Source organism: Eubacterium sp. (genome assembly GCF_057858645.1).
Window position 1 is genome coordinate 83,605 of sequence record NZ_DBLZZO010000004.1, and the last position, 22,694, is coordinate 106,298.

The window sequence follows — 22,694 nt, forward strand, 5'->3', positions numbered from 1 at the left end:
ATACAAAGATAAGAATACAAATATAAGAATATGTGGAAGTGGGCATACGAATACTATTTCAAAAATTAGAATCAAAATCTAATTATTTACAATGATTTGAAATAAGTACGCTAGGCACTTCACGTATTCTTATTTTTTTGGTATACTTTAATTTGTGTAATTAGGCAAAAATAAAGTAACTTACAAGTTATGATTTTTATTTGAAAGCAGAGGTGTATACTTGACAATTTTAATTAAAAACGGAAGAGTTTTAAATCCTTCAGAAAACATGGACAAAGTAATGGATGTTTTAATTGAAGATGGTTTAATTAAGAAGAAAGCAGAAAACATTCAGTGTGATGCAGACAAAGTAATTGATGCACAGGGATGTTACGTGATGCCGGGATTAATCGATTTACATGTACATTTTAGAGATCCGGGACTTACATACAAAGAAGATATTGAAACAGGAAGCAGGGCTGCTGCTAAAGGTGGCTTTACAACAGTATGCTGTATGCCAAATACAAAGCCTGTAATTGACAATGTGGAAACTGTTGAATATGTAATTAACAAAAGTAAGAAGGTAGGACTTACTAATGTTCTTCCTGTGGGTGCTGTCACAAAGAATATGGCAGGTGTGGAAGTTACAAACATTAGCAAGTTAAAAGATGCCGGAATTTGTGCAATTAGTGAAGATGGAAAATCAGTAATGAATTCAGGCGTTTATAGAAAGGCAATGAAAGAAGCCGCAAGACTTAACATACCGGTTATGGCTCACTGCGAAGATATTAACTTAGTTGAAGGCGGAGTTATTAATCTTGGTGACAAATCACAGGAATTAGGTGTTAAGGGAATAAGTAATGCAGTAGAAGATGTTATCGCGATGAGAGACATTATGCTTGCAAAAGAAACTAATGCAACCCTTCACTTATGCCACTGCTCAACAAAAGACAGCGTTGAGATGGTAAGAAGAGCAAAAGAAGAAGGCATAAAGGTTACAGCAGAAGTTTGTCCACATCATTTCTCAATGTGTTCAGATGATATTACAGGTAATGACAGCAATTTTAAAATGAATCCACCTCTTAGAGCAAGAGAAGACATGGAAGCATTAATTAAAGGTTTGTCAGATGATATAATGGATGTAATCTCAACAGACCATGCTCCACATAGTGCGGAAGAAAAAGCAAAAGATTTAGAACATGCACCTTTTGGAATTGTTGGACTTGAAACATCAGTTGCATTAACAATTACAAACTTAGTTAAAAAGGGACATATTACACCATTACAAATGGCTGCAAAGATGAGCTATAATCCTGCAAAAGTTTTAGGCTCTAATAAGGGAACTTTAAATGAAAATGCAGTTGCAGATGTAGTAGTAATTAATCCTGACACAGAATACGAAATAGATGCAAACACATTTGCTTCAAAGGGAAAGAATACACCATTTAACGGCTACAAGGTAAACGGTCAGGTAGAATTTACAATACTTGGCGGAAAAATTGTATACGAAAATAAATAAAATTTTACAATAATTATATACATCATAAAGGAGATATAAGATGATTAATAAGTTAGTTGACAAAATCAAAAAAACAAATGCACCAGTAGTAGTTGGACTTGATCCAATGTTAAGCTATGTACCTGAACACATTCAAAAGAAAGCTTTTGATGAATTTGGTGAAACATTAGAGGGCGCAGCAGAAGCAATTTGGCAGTACAACAAGGGAATTATCGATACAACTTATGATTTAATCCCAGCTGTAAAACCACAGATTGCAATGTATGAACAGTTTGGTGTGCCGGGACTTCAGGCATTTAAGAAAACAGTTGATTATGCTAAGGAAAAAGATTTAGTAGTAATTGGTGATGTTAAGCGTGGAGATATTGGTTCAACTTCAGCCGCTTATGCAGTTGGACATTTAGGAAAAGTTCAGGTGGGAAGCAAGAAGTATTCATTATTTGATGAAGATTTTGCAACAGTTAATCCATATCTTGGAACTGACGGCATCAAGCCTTTCGTTGATGTATGTAAAGAAGAAAACAAGGGATTATTTATCTTAGTAAAAACATCAAATCCTTCAAGTGGAGAATTCCAGGACAGATTAATTGAAGGAAGACCACTTTACGAATGGGTTGGTGAACAGGTTGCAAAATGGGGTGAAGACCACATGGGTAACGACTATAGCTACATTGGAGCAGTAGTTGGAGCTACATATCCTGAAATGGGTAAGGTTCTTCGTAAGGTTATGCCAAAGAGCTACATCTTAGTGCCTGGTTACGGTGCACAGGGTGGTACTGCAGAAGGTCTTAAGCCATATTTTAACGAAGATGGTTTAGGAGCAATTGTAAACTCATCAAGAGGAATCATCTGCGCTTATAAGCAGGACAAGTATGCTAAGTTTGGTGCTGAAAATTACGCAGACGCATCAAGACAGGCAGTGATTGATATGATTGAAGACATTAACTCAATTTTTTAATGCAATAAAAAATTAAAAATAACCGTATAACAATTAACAGCTTAAACTAAACTGTTTTTGTTATGGGGAATTGGAAAGAATGGAGATAGGAATGAGAGAAAAGGAAACTGCAAGTGTAGTAAGCCAGGAATCTATTGGTACAGATATTTATAGCATGGTAATTAAAACAAAAGCTGCAAAAGAGGCAAGAGCCGGACAGTTTATTTCCATGTATTGTAACGACAAGACAAAATTACTTCCAAGACCAATTAGTATATGTGAGGTAAACAAGCAGGAGAGTACACTTCGTGTGGTTTATCGTGTTGTAGGCGGTGGGACAGAAGAGTTCTCAACTTATACAGCAGGAGATAAGATAGACATTATTGGACCATTAGGAAATGGATTTGTAAAAAGAGCAGGTAAGAAAGCTATTTTAATAGGTGGTGGAATCGGAATTCCACCAATGGTTGAATTAGCAAAGGAATTAAAAGATATTGCTGAAGTTCAAATTGTTGCCGGTTATAGAAATGAATTATTTTTAACTGAAGAATTAGAAAACAATGGTACACTTTTTATAGCTACAGAAGATGGAAGCACAGGAACAAAAGGAACTGTTATTGATGCAATAAAAGAACAGAACGTTGAAGGGGCGGTTATTTACGCATGTGGACCAACACCTATGTTAAAGGCAATTAAAGAGTATGCTCTTGAAAAGAAAATCGAATGTCAGCTTTCATTAGAAGAAAGAATGGCATGTGGTATAGGTGCATGTTTAGCATGTGTTTGTAAATCAACAAACAAAGACCATCACACAAATGTTAATAACAAACGTATTTGTAAAGATGGGCCGGTATTTTTAGCAGAGGAGGTAGACTTATAATGAATACAAAAGTAAATATTGCAGGTGTAGAATTTAAGAATCCTGTTATGGTTGCCTCAGGAACTTTTGGTTCAGGTGCAGAATATGACGAGTTTGTTGACTTAAACAGACTTGGTGCCGTAGTAACAAAAGGTGTGGCAAATGTGCCATGGGAAGGAAATCCAACACCTAGAATTGCAGAAACTTATGGTGGAATGCTTAATGCAGTAGGACTTCAGAATCCAGGCTATGATTTGTTTGCAAAAAGAGATATTCCTTATTTAAAGAAATATGACACAAACATTATTGTAAATGTATGTGGAAGAACAACAGAAGATTATATAGACGTTGTAGAAAAGCTTGGTCATGAAGATGTGGATATGTTAGAAATCAACATTTCCTGTCCAAACGTAAAACATGGTGGAATTGCTTTTGGCCAGGATCCAAAAGCTGTTGAAACTATTACAAAGGAAGTAAAGAAAGTTGCTAAACAGCCTGTTATTATGAAACTTAGCCCAAATGTAACTGATATTACAGAAATGGCAAAAGCGGCAGAAGCCGGTGGAGCAGATGCACTATCTTTGATTAATACATTAACAGGTATGCAAATCGATGTTGAAAGACAGAAATTTGTTTTGGCTAACAAGACAGGTGGTTTATCAGGCCCGGCCATTAAGCCGGTTGCCGTAAGAATGGTATATCAGGTGGCAAATGCAGTTAAGGTTCCAATTATCGGTATGGGTGGAATTGCAAATGCAAAAGATGCAATGGAATTTATTTTAGCAGGAGCTACAGCAGTATCTGTTGGAACAGCTAATTTTAATAATCCCCATACAACAATTGATGTAATTGAGGGAATTGAAGACTACATGAAACGCCATAACGTTGAAGACATTAACAGTCTTATTGGCTTAGTAAAATAATTGCAAAAGAAAAAAAACAAAAACAAGAAAATAATAAGGAAAAATAATAAAGAAATAATAAAAAAATAAGAAAAAATTAAGAATTAAATTATACAATTAATCAAAAAGAAAATGGAAGGGCTTGAAATGGAAGAAATAAAAGAAAAAAATAAAATCGAAAAGAAAAATGAAATTAAAAAGAAAAAAATATCTTTAATAATTCCATGCTATAACGAAGAAGAAGTACTTGGAATATTACATGAAGAATTGAAAAAAGTTACGGGCAAAATGCCAAAATATGATTTTGAATTTTTGTTTGTAAATGATGGCTTAAAGGACAAAACTCTTGAAATATTAAAGATGATGGCTAAGGAAGATGACAGAGTTGTGTATTTATCATTTTCCAAAAACTTTGGAAAAGAAGCTGCAATGTATGCAGGTTTTTGCAATGCAGCAGGTGATTATGTTGCGGTTATGGATGCGGACATGCAGGACCCACCGGCACTTTTACCTGAAATGGTAACTTACCTTGAAAGCGGTGAATATGACAGTGTTGCAACAAGAAGAGTTACAAGACAGGGAGAACCAAAAATCCGTTCTTTTTTCGCCCGCAAATTTTACAAATTAATCAACAAAATTTCTGATGCTGACGTAGTGGACGGAGCAAGAGATTTTAGATTAATGAAAAGAGAAATGGTGGAGGCCATTGTGGCAATGGGAGAACAGAACAGATTTTCAAAAGGAATTTTTGGTTGGATTGGCTTTAAGACAAAGTGGTTACCATTTGAAAATGTTGAGAGAGCAGCAGGAGAAACAAAGTGGAATTTTTGGAAATTATTTAAATATTCACTTGACGGAATTTTCAACTTCTCCAATGCACCACTACAAATTGCATCAGTTATAGGATTACTGTTTACATTTGTTTCTTTTATTGCAATTGTTTTAATTGTAGTTAGAAAAGCAATATGGGGTGATCCCGTAGACGGTTGGCCATCACTTGCCTGCATAATTACTTTTATCGGTGGAATCCAACTTTTCTGTATGGGCATTATGGGACAGTATTTGTCAAAAACATACATGGAAGTTAAGAAAAGGCCACATTTTATAATTGATGAAACAAATGGCGAGGATATAAAGAAAATTAAATAATTACATATAATAAAGTAAAAAAAGAACTGTAAGACAAATAAGTTTTATGGTTCCTTTTTGTTTGTTAGAAAAAATACAATTTTTAACGCATTGTGAAACTTAGCTTTTCGTGGTAAGATAAAAAGGATATATTGGCTAATGCTAAATTGAGAAAATTATATCAAAATTAGCAGAAGATATCAGATAAGTTGAAATAAAAAGGTCAAAGAGCCTAAAGATAAAGGAGAAATTATATAATGGAAGCATATAAGAAGGAATTTATAGAATTTATGGTAGAAAGTGATGTTTTAAAATTTGGAGAGTTTACACTTAAGAGTGGTAGAAAGTCTCCATTTTTCATGAATGCAGGAGCCTATGTAACAGGTTCACAGCTTCACAGATTAGGTCAGTATTATGCAAAGGCAATTCATGACAGATATGGTGATGACTTTGATGTGCTTTTCGGACCTGCATACAAGGGAATTCCACTTGCAGTTGTAACAGCAATTGCTTTTAATGAATTATATGGAAAAGAAATCCGTTATTGTTCAGATAGAAAAGAAGAAAAGGACCATGGTGCAGACAAAGGAAACTTCCTTGGTAGCAATTTAAAAGATGGTGACAGAGTAGTAATGATTGAAGATGTTACAACTTCAGGTAAGTCAATGGAAGAAACAGTTCCAAAGGTAAAAGGTGCAGCAGATGTGACAATTGTTGGTCTTATGGTTTCTCTTGACAGAATGGAAGTTGGTAAGGGTGGAGAGAAGTGCGCTCTTGACGAAGTAAAAGACCTTTATGGATTTGAAACAAATGCAATTGTTACAATGTCTGATGTTGTAGAGCATCTTTACAATAAGGAATGTAATGGAAAAGTTGTAATTGATGATGAAATAAAAGAAGCAATTGACAAATACTATGCACAGTATGGTGCAAAATAATCCATTAGGAGAATAGAAAAGTGACAAAGGCAACTAGAAAAGTTCGCATTTTTGGAAGAATATTTTTTGTGGCATACATGATATTGGCGCTTTATTTTATGTTTTTTTCTGAAACGCTAGACAGAACCATGGTTAGTGATCAGTACCGATATAATCTCACATTATTTAAAGAGATTACACGTTTTTGGAATATGCGTCATACTTATGGATGGAATATAACAATAATTAATCTTTTAGGAAATGTTGTATGTTTTATGCCATTTGGATTTTTACTTCCAATGGTATCAAAAAGAAGTGTATTTAAAAATTTCTTAAGTGTTACATTTTTAGCAATGCTTTTTAGTATAGGAATAGAAACAGCACAGTTAGTTACAAAAGTAGGAGCATTTGATGTTGATGATATATTTCTTAATACTATAGGAGGTTTATTAGGATATATCTTCTTGAAATTAACTAAATTAAGGAAACATATATAAGCTTGTTTTTACTTAGATAAAAGCCGGCTTATAAGAAGTAAAGATATGAGTATAAAATTTTGGGATAAAAAGAAAAAAATAAAATTAGATGAAAAAGGGGACAAACCAGAGAAACATATACCACTTAGAAAATATACAAAAGGTGGCAAGAAGTCTACAGTTATGGGCCTTATTAGTCTTTTAATAATTGTGCTTGCAGTGGCAATATCAATAGCGTTAAAAGGCAAGGCAGGTGTTTACGTAGGACTTATGGTTTTAGTTTCTCTCATTGTTTCAGCCTGGGGATTCGCAGTAGGGTTAAAGAGTTTTAGTGAAGAAAACCGATTTTTAAGATACACATACATAGGTACAATAGGAAATGCCGCAATATGGATTTTTATTTTAGGACTTTATTTAATCTATGTATAATTCAATTTATTAAAAAATAAAACTAAGCAAAGAGGAATGAAATGGATATAGTTAGAGAGCGTTATGAGATTGCAATTGAAAGAATAAAAGAAATTTCAACAGAAAATATTAGCAATGAAAAATATCAGGAATATTTTAGTAAGGTTGCTAAATTTATTTTGAAATTAAATTCTGTAAAAGATGAAATTGAAAGTGGCAGATTAAAGGAATATACCACAGAGCAATTAGAACAATTAAATTACGAACTTTATGAAGACATTTATAAAGAAAATTATGAAACATCTTTGGCTAATCCAAAGTTTGCCTGTGAAGAACTGGGAGAAGAATACGGCAGAATTCTATGCTATGTTTACAAAAAAATCAGAGATCTAATGGGCAATGTGTATAGACAGGAACTTGAAATTGTAACTTTAAGAATTGAGTTATTTATAGAGCTATTCTATTATTTTGAAAATTCTGAAGAGTTAGAATATCGAAGCATAGAAGAGGCTGTGTATTCATTTGAAAAAGATAATACAGAAATTTTTGTTGATGACATGGTTGACTGGAGAGTTAATCCGAAAAGAACTTTTGCAGTTGATATTGTAATGAACAGTGATTTAAATGACATTAGATATTTGTACATGTATGGAGAGCATATTGGTGCAAATGAAATTGGAATGGCACAGTATCTTAACAGCTTGAGCCAAAGTGAGATTGATAGTTTGGCGCATGTTTACACAGAAGGCTATAGAAAAGGCTTCGTTATTGCAGGGAAAGATTTGTCAATTAAGGATACTGTAGATATTAGATATAATATTGGTTTTGAGAGGATTATTAAATCAGCAATATTAGATTTTGAAAAAATGGGGCTTAAACCAATAATTTATCCATTAGGATATGGAAGCACAATGTGCAATAAACAGTATTGGTTTGACCATAAGTTTGATGAGGCATTATATCTTGATAAGGCTTTTGTTAAGCGCAAGTTAGAAGTGGCAAAACAGGCTTTTGAAAACAGAAAAGATTTGGCACTAAAGATGGCAGGCCCGGCTGTTATAGAAATATTTGGTGAAAATCCATTTGAGCCTGAAAGCAAAAAAGAAGCTTACAAGTTAACAAAGGAACAGCAGAAATTAAGTGCAGGCTATATTAATGAATACCAGAGAATCGTGCAGGAACATATTCCGGGGGACGAGAGAAGTTTTACAATTATTGCTTTTCCAATCCCTGAGTTTGGCCACAACTTTAAGGAAATGTTTGATGCAACAGTGAAGATTAATACACTTGATTCAGAAAAATACGAAATAATTCAGAATAAAATAATTGATGAATTAGACAAAGCAGATTATGTAAGGGTTGTGGGCAAAGGAGATAACAGAACCTATATTAATGTAAAACTACATGAACTTAAAAATCCTGAAAAAGAAACTAATTTTGAAAATTGTCTTGCCGACGTAAACATTCCTTTAGGTGAAGTATTTACATCACCTGTTCTAAAGGGAACAAATGGTGTATTACATGTAAGTGAAGTTTATTTAGGTGAATTGAAATATAAAGATTTAGAAATAAAATTTGAAGATGGAATGATTGCAGACTATACCTGCAAAAATTTCCAGACAGAAGAGGAAAACAAAAAGTACATTAAAGAAAATGTAATGTACAACCACGAAACACTTCCTATTGGAGAGTTTGCCATTGGAACGAATACTACAGCTTATGCAATTGCAAATAAGTTTGATGTAGTGTACAAACTTCCAATATTAATTGTTGAAAAAATGGGTCCTCATTTTGCAGTAGGTGATACATGCTATTCTTTTGAGGAAGATGTGGAACTTCACAATCCTAATGGAAAAGAAATTATTGCAAAAGAAAACGAAGTTTCAGCCCTTAGAAAAACAGATATTGACAAGGCATATTTCAGTTGCCATACAGATATAACAATTCCTTATGATGAGTTAGGAGAAATTGTTGCTGTAACTAAAGACGGAGAAGAAATTGACATAATAAGAGATGGCAGATTTGTTTTAGCAGGTTGCGAATTGTTAAATGAACCACTTAAATAAAATTTAAAAATAAAGAAAACAAATTAATAGGGAAAACAAATTAAATAAAGAAAACAATACATTTAAACGAAAATGTATACAAAAATAAAGAAAATATCTTGTAATAAACATTATATTATCTTTTCGAAATAGTGGTTTTATGATAAAATAAAAGTCGATTTTTGCTTGTTGTTTATTAGATGACAGGCATTTAACTATAAATTTAACTATACAAAGTTTATGAGAAAAAGGAGAGCAAAATGGCAAAAGTTGGTATTGTAATGGGTAGTGATTCAGATATGCCTATCATGAGCAAGGCAGCAGACATGTTGGAAAAATTTGGTATTGAATATGAGATGACAATTATTTCAGCTCATAGAGAACCTGATATTTTCTTTGAATGGGCAAAGGGTGCTGAAGAAAGAGGAATCAAAGTTATTATCGCAGGAGCTGGAAAAGCAGCTCATTTACCTGGTATGTGTGCAGCATTATTTAAAATGCCTGTAATTGGAATTCCAATGAAAACATCAGATTTAGGTGGAGTTGATTCTTTATATTCAATAGTTCAGATGCCATCAGGTGTACCTGTTGCAACAGTTGCAATTAACGGCGGTCAGAACGCAGGTATTTTAGCAGCACAGATTTTAGCAACATCAGATGATGCTCTTTTAGAAAAAATAAAAAATTACGCAGATGAAATGAAATCTGAAGTAGTAGCAAAAGACGCTAAATTAAAAGAAGTAGGATATAAAGCATACTAAGGCATTATATAACCTTGTAATATTTTCTGAGATAAATTAAGAGATTAAGGCGTTGGAGCCACTAAGTCATAATTGCTTAGAGAATATTATTGAAACAAGAATATTATTGAAACAACATTATTATTTTAAATCAACATTTAGGAGGAAGTAAGAAAATGGATTACAAGAAGGCAGGCGTAGATATTGAAGCAGGTTACAAGTCAGTAGAATTAATTAAAGGTTCTATTAAAGAAACAGTAAGACCTGAAGTTTTAGGTGGTATTGGTGGTTTTGCCGGTGCATTTGATATGAGTGCTTTTAAGAATATGGAAGAACCAATTTTAGTATCAGGAACAGACGGCGTAGGAACAAAGATTAAGCTTGCTTTTGTTTTAGATAAACATGATACAATCGGTATTGATTGTGTAGCTATGTGCGTAAACGATATAGTTTGTGGTGGTGGAGAACCATTATTCTTCTTAGACTACATCGCATGTGGTAAAAACTATCCTGAAAAGATTGCTGAGATTGTAAAAGGTGTTGCTGAAGGTTGTAAACAGTCAGGATGTGCTTTAATCGGTGGAGAAACAGCAGAACATCCAGGACTTATGCCTGAAGATGATTATGATTTAGCAGGATTTGCAGTAGGTGTTGTAGATAAGAAGGATTTAGTTACAGGAGAAGACATTAAGCCTGGAGACAAACTTATTGGAATTGCTTCATCAGGTGTACATAGTAACGGATTCTCATTAGTAAGAAAAGTATTTGACATGACAGAAGAGTCACTTAACAAATACTATGATGAATTAGGAACAACTTTAGGAGAAGCTTTACTTGCTCCAACAATTATATATGTAAAAGCCCTTAACTCAATTAAGGACGCAGGTGTTAAGATTCATGGTTGCAGCCATATTACAGGTGGTGGCTTCTATGAAAACATTCCAAGAATGCTTCCTGAAAATGTTAAGGCAGTAGTTAAGAAAGATTCTTATGAAATTCCACCAATCTTTAAATTACTTCAGAAGACTGGTGATATTGCAGAAGAAATGATGTACAACACATATAACATGGGGATTGGTATGTTATTAGCTGTTGATGAAGCTGACGTAGATAAGACAATGGAAGCCATCACAAAAGCAGGAGAAAAGTGCTTCGTAGTAGGTGAAGTTGTTGAAGGCGAAAAGGGCGTAGAATTAGTTTAAAATAAGTTAAAATTAACTTTAGTTGAGCTTTAAATTAATTTCAGATTAGTTTTGAATTAGCTTGAGACAGTTGTAATTGACACATAATTGAAACAAACAGCATTTAATCAAAAGAGGTTATTATGATTAGAGTAGGAGTTTTAGTTTCAGGTGGTGGAACTAATTTACAGGCAATTATTGATGCCGTAAAAAACAAAACAATAACTAATGCATCATTAGAAGTTGTTATAAGTAACAAAAAAGACGCATACGCATTAACAAGAGCAAAAGAAAACAACATTGCAGCAGAATGTGTTTGTGTAAAAGATTACGAAACAAGAGAAGAATTCAACAAAGCATTAATCGAAAAAATTGATTCATACAATTTAGACTTAATTGTGTTAGCCGGATTCTTAGTAGTATTACCACCGGAATTAATAGCAAAATATAGAAATAAAATTATAAATGTACATCCATCACTTATACCATCTTTCTGTGGAAATGGTTTCTATGGATTACATGTACATGAAAAAGCATTAGAACGCGGAGTAAAAGTTACAGGAGCTACAGTTCATTTCGTAGATGAAGGAACAGACACTGGCCCAATAATTTATCAGAAGGCAGTAGAAGTTTTATCTGACGATACACCTGAAACTTTGCAGAAACGTGTAATGGAACAGGCAGAGTGGAAAATACTTCCACAAGCCATCAACGCAATTGCAAACAATTTATTGTAAACACAAATATAGTACGCTTTTAGGTTAGCATTTATGAAAAAATATATTTCGAAAGCAGTGGGAGCGTGCTTTCGTAATACGCTTTGGGCAAAACTCAACCAGAATAGCGAAAAGAGAGGAGATTGAAATGAAAGTTCTTATTGTAGGAAGCGGCGGAAGAGAACATGCCATTGCAACAGCAGTAGCCAAAAGTTCAAAGGTGGACAAAATATATTGTGCCCCTGGAAATGCCGGCATAGGACAGATTGCAGAATGTGTAAACATAGGGGCAATGGAATTTGATAAATTAGTAGAATTTGCAAAAAACAACGAAATAGATTTAACAGTTGTTGGTATGGACGATCCTTTAGTTGGAGGAATTGTTGATAAGTTTGAAGAAGCAGGACTTAGAGTGTTTGGTCCAAGAGAAAATGCAGCTATATTAGAAGGTTCAAAAGCATTTTCAAAGGACTTAATGAAGAAATACAATATTCCTACAGCAGCTTATGAAAATTTTGATACACCGGAAGAAGCAATGAAGTATCTTGAAACTTCAAAATATCCTATTGTTTTAAAAGCTGACGGATTAGCTCTTGGAAAAGGTGTTTTAATTTGTAATACAAAAGAAGAAGCAATGGATGGCGTTAAGGAATTAATGTTAGACAAAAAATTCGGTAATGCAGGTAACACAATTGTTATTGAAGAATTTATGACAGGTCGTGAAGTTTCAGTTCTTTCTTTTGTTGATGGAAAAACAATTAAAATTATGACATCAGCTCAGGACCATAAGAGAGCAAAAGATGGCGACCAGGGACTTAACACAGGGGGTATGGGAACATTTTCACCAAGTCCATTCTATACAGAAGAAGTTGACGAGTTTTGTAAGAAATATGTTTACCAGGCTACAGTTGATGCCATGGCGTCAGAAGGAAGAGAATTCAAGGGAATTATTTTCTTTGGCTTAATGCTCACAGAAGATGGACCAAAAGTATTAGAATACAATGCAAGATTTGGTGATCCTGAAGCCCAGGTAGTTCTTCCAAGAATGAAGAATGACATTATTGATGTATTTGAAGCTTGTATTGATGGAACATTAGATCAGATTGATTTACAGTTTGAAGACAACGCAGCAGTTTGTGTTGTACTTGCAAGTGACGGTTACCCTGTTTCTTATGAAAAAGGATTTGAAATCAAAGGTCTTGAGAAGTTTGAAAACAAGGAAGGTTATTATGTTTTCCATGCAGGAACAAAATTAGATAATGGAAAAATAGTAACTAATGGTGGTCGAGTTCTTGGTGTTACAGCAAAAGGTAAAGACTTAAAAGAGGCAAGAGCAAACGCTTACGAAGCAACAAAACTTATTGATTTTGAAAATAAATATATGCGTAATGATATTGGTAAAGCAATTGATGAAGCATAATAATTAAAAAGCTTGTATAGAATACAGGAGAAGAAAGGAAATAAGAATGAAGAAGTTAAAAAGCCTGCTAATTATGATAGCTGCAATGTCTGCTATGATGGTTACAATGATTTTTACAGTTAGTGCTGATGAAACAACTGATTTGTCAGATTTAAAAGTTTATGCAATTGACAATTCAGGAAATCAGACAGAGGTGCCTTTAGATTTTAATTCAACTACATACGAATATAACTTAACAGTTAAGTCAACAGTAAAGTCTATTAAGATTGAGGCAACTGCAAAGGACAGCACATCACAGTGGTCAGTAGAAAAAGATGGTATTAATACTGTAATGGATACTGGTGATAATTTAACAATAGTTGATGTTACATCATCAACAGGAGCTGTTCAAAAGTATACTTTGAAAACAAAGAAATTAACAGAAGCAGAAGATTCAACATATAAAGACTCAAGTAGCACAAAAAAGAAAACTTCAAAGAAGACTGCAACTGATTCTACAGTAAAGGTTGGAAAGAATACATTTACTATTTCAGAATCATTTAAAAAGTCAGAAATTCCTGAAGGATTTTCAAAGAGTACAGCAAAGTATAATGGAAACAGTTATACTTGCATTAAGGGAGACGTTAAGGAATTAACAGCTTTTTATTTAAAGGGTGATGAAACATCAGGTTTTTATATTTATGATAAGAGCCAGAAAAAGTTCTACCCAATGAGCAATATTAAAATAAAGAGCAGAATGTACACAATTGTACAGCCTAAGAAGGTAGACGGAATTGTAAAAGCTTACGATAAAAAGAAAGTTACAATTATTGATCAGGAAGTTAAAGCATGGGTACTTGATGAAGATGAAGGAATGTATCTTGTGTATGCAATGAACTGGAATGGTGATACTAATTTATACAGCTATGATGATAACGAAAAATGTTTACAGAGATATTTAACATCATCAGACGCAAACCAGCAGTCAGAAGCAGCAGCTAAGGCATATAACAATTTACAGAAACAGTACAACCAGTTAGTTGACAAGTACAATGTTTTAATTAAAATTTTATGCGGATTAGCAGTAGTAATCGTTATTTTAATTTTTGTATCTATTAATTTAGGCATAAGCAAAAAAGAAAAGAAAATTAAAAAGACATATTCAGAGGATGAATTAAAAGATCCAAAGAAAGAAAAGAAAGCCCAGAAGAAGGCTGAAAAGAAAGCTAAAAAAGAAAACAAAAAGAAAAAATACGAAGAAGACGAAGATGATATTGATTCAGGAGTATCAATTGAAGAAGAGGAAGCAGAAGCAAAGCAAGTTGCTGAACCTTCAAAGGAAGAAGTAAAAGAAGCTCCTGAAGAAGTTGAAGAATTAAAGGAAGCTGACATTGATTCAGATGAACTTGTTGATATCGAAAAAGCTTTAGAAGCAGAGATAGCAAACGAAGTAGCGAAGGAAATTGATGAACCTGTAGAGGAACTTCCAAATGATAATACAATTACTATTGATGCAGAACAGATTAATGATAGCGCAGAAAGCAGTGCTGAAGAGGTAAATAAATCAGAAGAAATCGATGCATACGATGATTCAGAAATTGATTTTGATGACGATGACGATGATGATGATTTCGAATTTATCGATTTAGATTAACGTAAGATTAAAGGGCAATTCTTTCATGAGAATTGCCCTTTATTTAAAAAATCGTAAAATAATGTACACATTTTTAGAGTATATTAAAATCCTAGACTAATATGGAGGGATGCATATGGAAAGTAGTAGATTTACCAGACAGACAATTGAAGCAATCGGATATGCAAAAGATGTGGCAATTGACTTGGGAATGGATTACATTGGAACAGAGCATATTTTGGCAGGTATTGCAAAAGTTACAGATGGAGTGGCTGCCAATATTTTATATAATTACAACTTAATGTACAAGGATATTATTAACGCAATCGAAGACGATATGGGAATAAAATCAAGGGTACGTTCAAAAACCAGAGCAAAAAATATAATGCCTTCAAACAGAGCACACGTATTACTTGGCAGAGCTGCTGAGGAAGCTGCAAGTCAGGGGATTCCACAAATAGGAACAGAACATGTTCTTTTGGCAATATTAGCTGATCCTGATTGTGAAGCACATTGCATATTAGCAAGCTTTGGCATTAATTTGAAAAAAGTTTGTGTGGATATTCTTAATTTGACAAATAGAGATGCAAACGAAGTTAAAAACTACATTAAGCCTGCAAAGAGGGGCAGAAGTGCAGTTCAGGCAAGTCCCATACCTACTTTGGAAAAGTACGGTAGGGATTTAACAGCCGAGGCAAAGGCGAACAAACTTGATCCTGTAGTTGGACGTGAAAATGAAATAGGAAGAATTATCCAGATATTAAGCAGAAGAACAAAGAACAACCCATGCTTAATTGGTGAACCTGGCGTTGGTAAGACTGCAATTGTTGAGGCTATTGCATGGCGTATTTGTGAAGGAACAGTTCCCAAAACAATGGCTGGCAAAAGAATTTTCAGCCTTGATTTATCAGGAGCAGTAGCCGGTTCCAAATACAGAGGTGAGTTTGAAGAAAGATTAAAAAACATAATTGATGAAGTACAAAATTCAGGAAACATAATTTTATTTATAGATGAAATTCATACAATAGTAGGTGCCGGTGGAGCAGAAGGCTCAATGGATGCGTCAAATATTTTGAAACCTTCATTAACTAAGGGCAATTTGCAGGTTATTGGGGCAACTACAATTTCTGAATTTAGAAAATATTTCGAAAAAGATGCAGCTTTAGAGAGAAGATTTCAGCCGGTAACAGTTGAGGAACCAACTGAAGAACAGGCTGTGGAAATACTAAAAGGTCTAAAATCTGCTTATGAAGATTTTCATAACGTTACAATCTCAGATGAGGCAATTAGGGCAGCGGTAAAATTATCATCAAGATATATTAACGACAGAAATTTACCTGATAAGGCAATAGATTTAATTGATGAAGCATGTTCAAAAATGCGAATTAGGGAAGTGCCAAAACCAAAGTCTGTAAAAGATAAGGAAATTGATATTGCAGAACTTAACTTAGAACTTGAAATGTGTGTAAGACATGCTGATTTTAAGAGTGCAACAGAAATAAAGAAGCAACTGGACAAGGCTCAGAACAAGTTAAACAAGGCAATTGCAAAATGGGAAGGCACAGAAGAAGAGTTCCGCCCTATTATAACAGAAAACTCAATTGAGGAAGTTGTTGCAATGTGGACAGGTATACCTGTAACAAGACTTGAGAAAAACGAGCAGAAGAGACTTCTTGATTTGGAAAAAGTTTTACACAAGAGAATGATAGGGCAGGAAGAAGCCGTAAGTGCAGTTGCTAAGGCTGTAAGAAGAGGTAGAGTAGGACTTAAAAATCCTAACAGACCTATTGGTTCATTCCTTTTCCTAGGGCCTACAGGTGTTGGAAAAACTGAATTGTCTAAAACTTTGGCAGAGGCAGTTTTTGGAACAGAAGACTCAATTATCAGAGTTGATATGTCTGAATACATGGAGAAACATAGTGTGTCAAAATTAATTGGCTCACCACCGGGATATGTTGGATTTGAAGATGGGGGTCAGTTAAGCGATAAGGTTAGACAGAACCCATATTCTGTAGTGCTTTTTGATGAAATAGAAAAGGCACATCCGGATGTATTTAATGTACTTTTACAGGTATTAGATGATGGCCATATTACAGATTCTAAAGGAAGAAAAGTAAGTTTTAAGAATACAATTATCATAATGACAAGTAATGCCGGTGCCAACAGAATAGTAGATCCTAAGCATTTAGGCTTCAGTCAGGGTGATACAGAAAAAGCCGACTACGAAAAGATGAAGGCAAATGTTATGGAAGAAGTTAAGCTAATGTTCAGACCTGAATTTTTAAACAGAATTGATGACATTATTGTTTTCCATACATTAAGTGAAAGCGAAGTAAAGAGTATTGTATCATTAATGCTTAAAAATCTTGCAAAGCAGGTTAAAGAACAGATGGATATAGCTTTATCTTTCACGTCATCTCTTAAAACTTATCTTGCAAAAGAAAGTTACGACAAGAAGTTTGGCGCAAGACCACTTAGAAGAATGATTCAGAATAAGGTTGAGGATATGCTTGCTGAGGAGGTACTTGCCGAAAAAGTGAAGGCAGGAGATAAAGTAACTGTTGGCTATAAGAGCAATAATGTTACATTCAAAGTAAAAGAGGAGCCTAAGGAAGAATCTAAGAAAGAGTCAGAGAAAAAATCAGAGAAAAAATAGAGGGACTAAAATTCCCTAATTGAATAAAAAAAATCAAGACTATTACACTAGAAAGCTAATGAAAAAATATGATAAGTGTGATAGAATGATTTTAAGATAAATCGCATCGGCGAATAATTACAGGAGGAAGAAATGGCAATCATTAAGGAATTAATAAAGAAAGAAAGCAATGGAACAATTAGCTTTGGAAATTACGAATTAGATGCAAAGAAGAAGGTGTCAGATTTTGAAGTTTCAGGAGACATGTATAAGGTTAAAACATGGAATGAAATTACAAAATTAGAAAGAAACGGAACATTCGTATATGAATCACTTCCAGGAACAGCAGTAAACGTATTTAAGGAAACTGCTGATGAAGTAAGTTTCTTCGTAGATGGAATGGGACAGACTCAGATTACTTTAGAATTAGAAGCAAACAAGGAATACAAAGTATTTGTTAATGATAAAGATCTTGGAGTTTCAAAGACAGATATTGGTGGAAAGCTTACATTTGATGTAGACTTACAGAAAGGTGTAATGACAACAGTTAAGGTCGTTGCAGCGTAATTGAATATATGATTAAGTAAAGGTCCGTAAGGGCCTTTCTTAATATTCAAAAATAGAATAAGGGGAAGTAAATGGCAAAAGCAGATAAGACAGTATTTTTTTGTAAAGAGTGCGGATATGAATCAGCAAAATGGCTAGGTCAGTGTCCGGGATGTAAAGAGGTGGGGACTTTTGTGGAAGAGCCTAAAGGTCCTAAAAATAAAATAATAAGAAGAAATATAACCAACTCAATGCCTGTAACAATCAATGAAGTGAAGGCAGATGATGAAGAAAGAATAAGCACAGGTTTTAGTGAATTAGACAGGGTTCTCGGAGGTGGTGTTGTGCCGGGAGGTTTAATTTTAGTTGGTGGTGATCCTGGTATTGGAAAATCAACATTGCTTCTTCAGGTTTGTAGAAACATGTCAGCTTCAGGAAAGAAAATATTATATATTTCAGGAGAAGAATCTTTAAAGCAAATTAAGCTTCGAGCAAACAGAATGGGAGAGTTCAGCAATAATTTAAGTTTGTTATCAGAAACAAGTCTTGATAATATTGAAGCAGTTGTTACGGAAACAAAGCCTGATGCAGTAGTAATTGACTCTATTCAGACAATTTATAGGGAAGATATTAGTTCAGCACCGGGAAGTGTTAGTCAGGTAAGAGAATCCACTAACACATTAATGCAAATAGCAAAAGGACTGACCATTCCGATTTTTATTGTTGGTCATGTTACAAAAGAAGGTGTAGTGGCTGGACCTAGAGTTTTAGAGCACATGGTAGATACGGTTTTGTATTTTGAAGGAGACAGACATGCTGCGTACCGTATTTTACGAGGTGTAAAAAACAGATTCGGCTCAACCAATGAAATTGGTGTTTTTGAAATGAGAGAGGAAGGTCTGGAACAGGTTTTAAATCCATCTGAATTTATGCTTGAGGGACGCCCTACTGACGCGTCAGGCTCAGTGGTTGCGTGTTTAATGGAAGGAACAAGACCTATTTTGGTTGAAGTGCAGGCATTGATTAATCATACAGCTTTCGGTATGCCAAGAAGAACAGCAGTTGGAACGGATTATAACAGAGTTAATTTGCTTATGGCAGTTATTGAAAAGAGAATGGGTATACAAATGGGCGACTACGATGCCTATGTTAATGTGGCTGGCGGTATGAAAGTAAATGAGCCGGCAATGGATTTGGCATTGGTAATGGCACTAATTAGTAGTTACAAAAACAGGGCAATAGATCCGGCAACATTAGTGTTTGGAGAAGTAGGTCTTTCGGGAGAAGTTCGTGCAGTATCAAATGTACAACAGAGAGTTATGGAAGCTAAAAAATTGGGCTTCAAACGCTGTATACTTCCGGCAGTATCAGTGAAATCTTTAAAAGACGTTGAAGGAATTGAATTAGTAGGCGTAAAAAACATAAAAGAAGCTGGAGAAAACATTTGACATATTAGGTGCGTTATGGTATAAATATACTTGTGCTTAAACGCAATAGGGGCATAGTTCATCGGTAGAATAAGAGTCTCCAAAACTCCAGAGCTGGGTTCGATTCCTAGTGCCCCTGTTATTAAAAAGCCTTTGTTTAAAGGGATTCCTTTAAACAAGGGCTTTTTTTGTTGTACAAGAAAATTCTGTTTTTTACTTGTTTTTACTAATGAATTCTGATTAAATTGGTGGACTTTTTTGAGAGAAAAATCCGCATAATGAAAATTATAAGTAGTAGGGAATAATATTTTATTTCAGTAATATATGTTATACTATTGGCTAATGAGAAGAAATTTTATGAGGGTGAAGATATGAGAGGATATAATTGTTGTATATAATGAAAATACATATTATCTTGAAGAATGTTGTCTTGAAGTTTATGTTGGAAAGTTAAACAAAATAATAGATGTTAAGGGCACAGAAAACAAATTGTTTTGGTCTACATTAGATAAGAAGTTCTTTGATGAAACAAAATATGCGGAAAAAAAACTATTTCGGAGACTGGGTGGATTATGACAAAGTAGAACATTTTGTTGAAATTTTAAATGAAGAAGTAGTAAATGGAGGAATAAAAGTCAGAATAATACAAAGGCAAATAGAGAATGCTAATGATTATAAAATAATAATTATTTAACTAATTCTTTTGCAATTTCTTCAGCACTTTCTTTTTTTCCATTTTCTTCCCATTTGATAAAGGTGTTCAAAATGGCACCGGCAAAATAGTAGGCTTTGTATAGCGAAATGCCGTATTTAGGTACAATATTATTTTCCATATATTCGTTTGTGGCGTCGACTAACAGAGAATACAGCCCGGCATTGGCAAGCCCCACGAAAAAGTCGGCATATTTATCGAAGTATACAAGAGCATTAAGCATATTGTTATAGTTTGGAAAATCACCAGATGGATCATTATCATATATATCAACATAGCCTGAAATAATCTCGTTAAGGTAGTCCCCAAGAACTTCTTCTTTTGTGTGATAGTATTTGTAGAAAGTCATTCTTGAAACGCCGGCTTTTACAGCTAAATCTAAAATTTTAATTTTGCTATAGGATTTTTCTTTCATAAGAGAAACCATGGCTTCCCCAATACACATTCGTGTGAATTTATTTCGCTTTGTATAATTGCTAATGGAAAATTTATTCATATTAATCCTCTCAAATGTTTACATTTTTGACATTTATGTAAATTGTAGCATAACAAAGATAATAGTACAATAGTATGTAGTAATGAATACTACATAACATATTTTTTGTAGAAAAGATAATATTGCTGTCGAGAGGAGACTAATATGAAATATGCAATAATCGTGGATTCAAGTTGCGATTTGGTAATAGAAAATAAAACTGAAAATAATATATACATGGATGGAGTTCCACTTAGATTAAGAGTAGGGGAGAAGGAATATGTAGACGATTTTAATTTGGATATTAAATCTTTTATGGAAGACATGAAATCATATCATGGAACAAGTGGGTCTGCAGCACCAAGTCCTGAGGAATGGTATAATGCTTTTAGGCAGGCAGATGAAGTGTTTGCGGTTACTATTTCAGGTGAGTTGTCAGGCAGTTATAGTAGTGCGTCAGTTGGAAAACACATGGCATTAGAAGATGATCCTGAAAAGAAAATCCACATATTCGATTCGAAGTCAGCAGGAGCCGGCTTAACACTTATTGTAAGAAAGATTCAGGAACTGATCGCAAAAGAAAAATCTTTTGAAGAAATAGTTGAAGCAGTTGAAGAGTATAAAACAAAAATTAAAACATTCTTTATTTTGGAATCAATCGACAATCTTGTAAAAAATGGTCGTGTAAGTGCCTTAAGTGGCAAACTTGCAGGAATGCTTGGCATTAAGATTTTAGGTCAGGGTTCAAGTGAAGGAAAAATCGAGTTGTTAAGAAAAATTAGAGGAAAAGATGCTATTTACAAAAAGACTGTTCAGGATATGCTTGCCAATGGATATAAGGGTGGCAATCTTGTTATAAGTCAGTGCTTTAACAAAGAAAAAGTTCAGTTCTTGTTAGACAATTTACGTGAACACACAGAAGTTGGCAAGGTAGAAACAATGCCAACAAGTGGGTTATGTAGTTTTTATGCTGAAATGGGTGGCATAATTTTAGCCTATGAAATATAAGAGTTTTATAGAATTGAGATAGTGCAATATAAGAATTTTAGAAGATTGGAATAATAGAATATTATAATAAAAAGTACCGACCCTTATTAGGTATGGATATGCTGATTTAAATACATGTTCATATAACTAAGGATCGGTATTTTTATGTAAATTATTTCTTCTGTAATAAAAACAGGCGATTCATGCCTTCCTGCCAAGGATATGGAAATTCCAGATATCTTATGATTTCATAGTGCTTCTCAAAACTTTGTTTCCAGGAGGCAGTGTCTAATTCTCTATAGCGAAGAATACCGTTTTCTTCAAAAAGATTATCTTTAATTTGAGTAAAACCCCATTGCTTCATATCTGTCTTTTCGTAAAATGGATTTAATTTTACAAACATAAGTCCCTTTGGGGCGAGAAGTTTTGTAAGACCTTTAAAAGTCTTTAAGGCAATATCTTTTGGCATAACATCTAGAACGTTTGACAGTATGATTCCGTCAAAAGGTTTGCCGTTATAATTATCAAAATATGAAATATCTCCCATCTCAAAATTAAGGTTAGTGTATTTGTTTACGGTTGCAAATTCTTTGGCAAAATTAATACCTGTTTCAGATAAATCAATACCAAGACCTGAATCCATGTTTCCGAACTCATAGCATTGGAAAATAACATCTCCTGTACCACAACCAAAGTCTAATATGTTTTTGCATTTGCTTGCAAAAATATCGAGACATATATCAAACATTGGCTCAACAGAAAGAGATTTACCTTTTAAATCTACAATTTGGCATTTGGAATAAACATCGTTCCACATGTTAATAGACCTGTCGTAATCACGTTCTATTTTTTCGTCAATGTTCTTTTTAGGTTCAGCTTGTTCATATTCATTATTCATCACAAATACCTCTTTTCTAACATTTTCGTGTATTATTTTAGCATTTGTTTTCTCTTTATGAAATAGGAAGTTATCTGCAAATTTCTATTTCGTAAAAATATAATAGGAATTACATACAAAAATATCCTACAAATACATACAAATTACTGGTATATTATAAATAACAATTAGTTCT

Annotated in this window: 21 protein-coding genes and 1 tRNA gene; 20 read left to right on the forward strand and 2 right to left on the reverse strand. The window is 33.8% G+C overall.

Annotated elements, in window-relative coordinates:
- Positions 1-220 precede the first annotated feature (220 nt).
- From ACZM4J_RS02435 to ACZM4J_RS02525, 19 genes are all read left to right on the forward strand, one after another.
- Positions 221-1,498 (forward strand): dihydroorotase, encoded by a 1,278-nt coding sequence (locus ACZM4J_RS02435; protein ID WP_022165546.1) that lies wholly within the window; start codon positions 221-223, stop codon positions 1,496-1,498.
- Positions 1,499-1,538: 40 nt separating this feature from the next.
- Complete coding sequence (gene pyrF / locus ACZM4J_RS02440) at positions 1,539-2,456, forward strand: orotidine-5'-phosphate decarboxylase (protein ID WP_022165545.1); 918 nt, start codon at positions 1,539-1,541, stop codon at positions 2,454-2,456.
- Between the two features lie 91 nt (positions 2,457-2,547).
- The gene (locus ACZM4J_RS02445) at positions 2,548-3,315 is read left to right on the forward strand and encodes a dihydroorotate dehydrogenase electron transfer subunit (RefSeq protein ID WP_022165544.1); all 768 of its coding nucleotides are present in this window, start codon (positions 2,548-2,550) and stop codon (positions 3,313-3,315) included.
- Positions 3,315-4,217 (forward strand): dihydroorotate dehydrogenase, encoded by a 903-nt coding sequence (locus ACZM4J_RS02450; RefSeq protein WP_022165543.1) that lies wholly within the window; start codon positions 3,315-3,317, stop codon positions 4,215-4,217. The genes ACZM4J_RS02445 and ACZM4J_RS02450 overlap by 1 nt, the downstream gene beginning before the upstream one ends.
- Positions 4,218-4,343: 126 nt before the next feature.
- Positions 4,344-5,345 carry a glycosyltransferase family 2 protein gene (locus ACZM4J_RS02455; RefSeq protein ID WP_489485545.1) on the forward strand — a complete coding sequence of 334 codons (1,002 nt, stop codon included), beginning with the start codon at positions 4,344-4,346 and terminating at the stop codon, positions 5,343-5,345.
- Positions 5,346-5,581: 236 nt separating this feature from the next.
- The gene (pyrE, locus tag ACZM4J_RS02460) at positions 5,582-6,262 is read left to right on the forward strand and encodes an orotate phosphoribosyltransferase (RefSeq protein ID WP_022165541.1); all 681 of its coding nucleotides are present in this window, start codon (positions 5,582-5,584) and stop codon (positions 6,260-6,262) included.
- A gap of 20 nt (positions 6,263-6,282) precedes the next feature.
- Positions 6,283-6,738, forward strand: coding sequence for a VanZ family protein (locus ACZM4J_RS02465; RefSeq protein ID WP_022165540.1), 456 nt, complete (start codon positions 6,283-6,285; stop codon positions 6,736-6,738).
- Between the two features lie 45 nt (positions 6,739-6,783).
- Positions 6,784-7,146, forward strand: a complete 363-nt coding sequence (locus ACZM4J_RS02470) for a hypothetical protein (protein ID WP_022165539.1) — start codon at positions 6,784-6,786, stop codon at positions 7,144-7,146.
- 41 nt (positions 7,147-7,187) lie between these two features.
- Positions 7,188-9,191, forward strand: a complete 2,004-nt coding sequence (locus ACZM4J_RS02475) for an aminopeptidase (protein WP_489485547.1) — start codon at positions 7,188-7,190, stop codon at positions 9,189-9,191.
- Positions 9,192-9,430: 239 nt separating this feature from the next.
- Positions 9,431-9,931: a 5-(carboxyamino)imidazole ribonucleotide mutase gene (gene purE / locus ACZM4J_RS02480; RefSeq protein WP_022165537.1), complete on the forward strand. Its 501-nt coding sequence runs from the start codon at positions 9,431-9,433 to the stop codon at positions 9,929-9,931.
- A gap of 155 nt (positions 9,932-10,086) precedes the next feature.
- The gene (purM, locus tag ACZM4J_RS02485; protein WP_117998605.1) at positions 10,087-11,112 is read left to right on the forward strand and encodes a phosphoribosylformylglycinamidine cyclo-ligase; all 1,026 of its coding nucleotides are present in this window, start codon (positions 10,087-10,089) and stop codon (positions 11,110-11,112) included.
- A 122-nt stretch (positions 11,113-11,234) separates the two neighbouring features.
- On the forward strand, positions 11,235-11,828 hold the full coding sequence (gene purN / locus ACZM4J_RS02490; RefSeq protein ID WP_412621784.1) for a phosphoribosylglycinamide formyltransferase: 594 nt from the start codon (positions 11,235-11,237) through the stop codon (positions 11,826-11,828).
- Between the two features lie 127 nt (positions 11,829-11,955).
- Entirely contained in the window at positions 11,956-13,227 is a 1,272-nt protein-coding gene (gene purD / locus ACZM4J_RS02495) for a phosphoribosylamine--glycine ligase (protein WP_022165534.1), read from the forward strand.
- 46 nt (positions 13,228-13,273) lie between these two features.
- Positions 13,274-14,860: a cadherin-like beta sandwich domain-containing protein gene (locus ACZM4J_RS02500; protein WP_489485549.1), complete on the forward strand. Its 1,587-nt coding sequence runs from the start codon at positions 13,274-13,276 to the stop codon at positions 14,858-14,860.
- 115 nt (positions 14,861-14,975) lie between these two features.
- Positions 14,976-17,495, forward strand: a complete 2,520-nt coding sequence (locus ACZM4J_RS02505; protein ID WP_489485550.1) for an ATP-dependent Clp protease ATP-binding subunit — start codon at positions 14,976-14,978, stop codon at positions 17,493-17,495.
- Between the two features lie 132 nt (positions 17,496-17,627).
- A complete protein-coding gene (locus ACZM4J_RS02510) occupies positions 17,628-18,041 on the forward strand; it encodes a hypothetical protein (RefSeq protein WP_022165531.1) in 414 nt (137 codons plus the stop codon).
- Positions 18,042-18,112: 71 nt separating this feature from the next.
- A complete protein-coding gene (gene radA, locus ACZM4J_RS02515; RefSeq protein WP_022165530.1) occupies positions 18,113-19,468 on the forward strand; it encodes a DNA repair protein RadA in 1,356 nt (451 codons plus the stop codon).
- Between the two features lie 47 nt (positions 19,469-19,515).
- Positions 19,516-19,586 (forward strand) — tRNA-Trp (locus ACZM4J_RS02520).
- A gap of 426 nt (positions 19,587-20,012) precedes the next feature.
- Complete coding sequence (locus ACZM4J_RS02525; RefSeq protein ID WP_302689355.1) at positions 20,013-20,141, forward strand: hypothetical protein; 129 nt, start codon at positions 20,013-20,015, stop codon at positions 20,139-20,141.
- Here the strand turns inward: ACZM4J_RS02525 and ACZM4J_RS02530 are convergent.
- A complete protein-coding gene (locus ACZM4J_RS02530; RefSeq protein WP_022165528.1) occupies positions 20,134-20,655 on the reverse strand; it encodes a TetR/AcrR family transcriptional regulator in 522 nt (173 codons plus the stop codon). The genes ACZM4J_RS02525 and ACZM4J_RS02530 overlap by 8 nt on opposite strands.
- Before the next feature lie 144 nt (positions 20,656-20,799).
- On the opposite strand from ACZM4J_RS02530, the gene ACZM4J_RS02535 reads away from it, so the two are divergent.
- On the forward strand, positions 20,800-21,642 hold the full coding sequence (locus ACZM4J_RS02535) for a DegV family protein (protein ID WP_489485552.1): 843 nt from the start codon (positions 20,800-20,802) through the stop codon (positions 21,640-21,642).
- Between the two features lie 151 nt (positions 21,643-21,793).
- Here ACZM4J_RS02535 and ACZM4J_RS02540 read toward each other — a convergent pair whose 3' ends face one another.
- The gene (locus ACZM4J_RS02540; RefSeq protein ID WP_022165526.1) at positions 21,794-22,519 is read right to left on the reverse strand and encodes a class I SAM-dependent methyltransferase; all 726 of its coding nucleotides are present in this window, start codon (positions 22,517-22,519) and stop codon (positions 21,794-21,796) included.
- Between the last annotated feature and the right edge of the window lie 175 nt (positions 22,520-22,694).